Below are 3990 nucleotides of genomic sequence, written 5' to 3' on the forward strand. Positions count from 1 at the left end.
TTCGTCGGCGTCTCGGTTGGCGTTGGTGTGTTCGTCGGCGTCTCGGTTGGCGTTGGTGTGTTCGTCGGCGTGTTGGTCGGCGTGTTGGTCGGGGTCTCGGTCGCCGTCGGCGTGTTCGTTGGCGTGTTGGTCGCCGTCGGCGTGTTGGTTGCCGTCGGCGTGTTCGTCGGCGTGCTGGTCGCCGTCGGCGTGTTCGTTGGCGTGCTGGTCGCCGTCGGCGTGTTGGTTGGGGTCTCGGTCGGCGTTGGTGTGTTCGTTGGCGTGTTGGTCGCCGTTGGTGTGTTCGTTGGCGTGCTGGTCGCCGTCGGCGTGTTCGTTGGCGTGTTGGTCGCCGTCGGCGTATTGGTCGGGGTCTCGGTCGGCGTCGGCGTATTGGTCGGCGTGTTGGTCGCCGTCGGCGTGTTGGTCGGGGTCTCGGTCGGCGTTGGCGTGCTGGTCGCCGTCGGCGTGTTCGTTGGCGTGCTGGTCGGGGTCGGGCTTGGCGGTATGAGTGGTAACTCTACTGCTTCATACCCGATTACTTCACGGGCATTAAAGACCTGTACCAGAGCTGAGGTATCGGAGCTTAATCCACTCAGGGTAAAAGTAATGCTCTTATCCCCAGCAGACGCACCGACCGGAAGACGAAGCAGTAACGCGCCACGGGCTACACCTGCCGCAACATCATCAGTCACTGCCGCCGGATCAGCAACGAATGCTGCACCACTACCAAACCCATTGACTGCCCCGATACTTACTGCACTGAGCGGAATGTTCGGCGGTAAGGTGATCAAAACGCTTCCACCAGCCGGAATAGACCCTGTCGTAAATGACAGCGTATAAGTTGTTCCTGTTTGCTCAACACTGACCCCTAGAGGACTACCCGGCGTCATTGTTGCCAAAGCAAAACGACGGGCATTAGGGCGAGTACTGGTGGTGTAATACATCCGATAAGATGGGCCTTCTTTCAGGACACGCACTGCCCAGACCTCATCAGGTGTCCCAACGTTAATGCTATCCATTGCCCCAGTCCAGACCGCGGTGTTGGGTGTAGCCCGAATCCAGTTGCGTCCATCGGTGGAAACAAGGTAGCCAGTGGTGTATCCAGTGGTATAGCCATTCGCTTCAAACCACATTCGGTAGATGGCTCCGTCTTTGATGACCATCGGCACACCAACGTTATTGTCATCAAAGTCGCCGAAGGGGCCAGGTTGAACGACCGATCCGTCGCTGTAAAGCGGCATACGGGTCCAATTAATGCCATCAGGCGAGACAGCGTAGCCGATGCGGAAGGTGTAACTGGGGGAAGTTGTGACCCCTTCAAACCACATCCGATGGCATACCCCGCTGGTTCGTCCACCTTCACACGGAGCAATCGGTGAGGCGTTATCGACCAGCACTACCGGCGCGACTACATAACTTGTGTCAAATTGTCCAACAATCCTGGATGGTGCTACAACTGCACCGTTAGAGAAAGGGCCATTCACTCGTGTCCAATTGATACCATCCGTTGATTCCGCAAGACCGATGCTATCAATTACCCCACGAGCCGAAAATCCGGTATAGTACATGCGAAAGACACTGCCATACCGAATGACGTACATCGTAGAGACACCAAATTCGTCGAAGCGACCAGAGATACCAGAACCTGCAAAGACGGCTCCATCGGTTAGTGGGCCAGGCACACGAGTCCAGGTAATCCCATCGGGTGAAACCGCATAACCGATCCGACGATTGGCATCGGTAGGATTATCGACTCCAACGTACCACATTCGATAGCAGACACCACTGGTGCGACCGCCTTCACATGGACGAAGGGTTGATGCCTCATCTCTTATGACGCTTGGTGGGAAGATTTCTTCAGTATCGAAACTGGTGCCTCCGCCACCACAGCCACTGTCTACATCGCTGAAGATTGCTCCATCGGCGCATGGCCCATTCACCTGTGTCCATGGTTGGCTATTTGGGGCAGGATCAGGTGGTGGAGTAGGTGTTGGTGATGGTCCTGGTGTGTTCGTCGGCGTGTTGGTCGCCGTCGGTGTATTGGTCGGCGTGTTGGTCGCCGTCGGTGTATTGGTCGGCGTGTTGGTTGCTGTCGGTGTGTTCGTCGGCGTGTTGGTCGCCGTCGGCATCGGCGTGTTGGTTGGTGTCGGCGCTACACCACCGGCCCCAATCGTCACACTGGCATATTCGAGTACTTCACGACTGTCGAAGGTTTGCACGAGAACAGTGGTGTCATCAGCAGGCGGAGGACTTATTGAAAAGGTAATACTCTTAGGACCAGGAGCTGCATCAGCACTTAGGCGTACCAATAGCGCTCCGCGTGCATCTCCTCCTGATTCGGCATCGGTGAGAATCCCCTCCTCTAGCGTTAGTGTTGCGCCGCCGCCAAAGCCACTCAAGCCAACCGGTGTAATCGTCGAAGTCGCAACACTCGCTGGAAAGCTGATAAGCACATATCCCGTTGCCGGTATTGAAGAAGCAGTGGTAAACGTTACGGTGTAGTTGGTTCCTATCCCGCTCAAGCCAACGGCGCTCAGTGGTGTGCCTGGTGTCATCTGGGCCAATCCCACTCGGCGCGAATTTTCACGAGTGGTATGGTTGTACCACATGCGGTAGCTCAGCCCCTCTTTGATCACAAACGGACTCCAGACATTGTCTGGGCTTAGTGTACCGGGATCGTCGCTACCACTCCAGACCGGATCGTTCGGTTGTGGGCGCACCCAGTTTACGCCATTGAGGGAAACGACGTGCCCAATCCGATGAGCACCACTGGCATCCTGAGCACTGTACCACATTCGATAAAGGAGACCATCCTTTACCACCGTAGCGACGGCTGAGTTACGAGCATCAAAGGTTCCGGTTGGACCTTCACCAATTACACTCCCATTGGTTCCCGGTCCAGGGATACGGGTCCAGTTCAAGCCATCTGGTGAAACGGCGTAGCCAATGAAGAAGCGATTGCTACTATCGATACCCTGGTACCACATTCGGTAGCATAAACCAGATGTGCGACCAGCTTCGCAGGGGGCAGCAGTGGTGGCAGGGTCGCGGATCACACGCGAGGCCGCAACAATACTCTGATCGAACGTACCAGATACGCCAGACGGTCGCAGCACGGCCCCACCGCTGAGAGGGCCGGGAACACGGCTCCAGGTCACGCCATCAGACGAGGTAGCCAGTCCAATAGAAAAAGTACTGCCATCACCACCGGTATACCACATCAGGTATCCTGCCGCAGTGCGAATGACACTAGGGAAGGAAACATTGGTACTGTCAAAGCTTCCAGATGGGCCAGGACCAAGAACACTGCCAGCAGGTCCAGGCCCAACGACGCGGGTCCAGGTAATGCCATCAGGAGAGAGCGCAAGACCGATACGGCGGACACCAAAGGCGTCGAAACCGGTGTACCACATTCGGTAACAGACTCCAGTTGTTCGTCCACCTTCGCAGGGTGCAACAGGCGATGAGTTATCACGGATAATTGAATGACCGTAAATCTGGGTGGTATCGAAACCGGTACCACTACCACCGCAAGCATCGCCAGCAAGACCAAATACAGCTCCTTCCAGAGCTGGTGGACAGCTTCCTGGCTGGTGAGACCACGTCTGACGATTAGGGATCGTTGCCGAAACCGGTGTGGGTGGAAATAGATTAGCAACGAGCAGGAGCAGTAGTAATGTAATCGCAAATGAACCGGTTAGCCGTATCCAGTACTGAGCATTCTGCGTAGGTTGCACAGTTCCCCCCCTGCATATCTGGTACCGCTAGTCTAAAGAGAAAACCTGAACAACCTTTGAACGTGACAGAGGTGAAGGTGAGAATTATTTCATAACCGACAAGCCTCGCCAAAGAATCTTGTTGAGAGAGATGAAGGTCATGTCCGTGCCTCTCTCCACTAGTTACCACGTGTCAGAACAACAATACCTGGCACCTGGAATACTATTCGTTCTCCCGGTTCGACAACGACTGGATGGTAATAAGTCTCGACGATTCGGTATTTCGGTGATC

General features: G+C 55.5%; 1 protein-coding gene. It reads right to left on the minus strand.

The window, feature by feature from the left end:
- On the minus strand, positions 1-3719 hold a 3719-nt coding region (locus JE47_RS0119685), incomplete at its 3' end, for a hypothetical protein (RefSeq protein WP_031461381.1).
- Positions 3720-3990: the final 271 nt, after the last annotated feature.

Source organism: Chloroflexus sp. MS-G, from assembly GCF_000735195.1.
Classification (GTDB): Bacteria; Chloroflexota; Chloroflexia; order Chloroflexales; family Chloroflexaceae; genus Chloroflexus.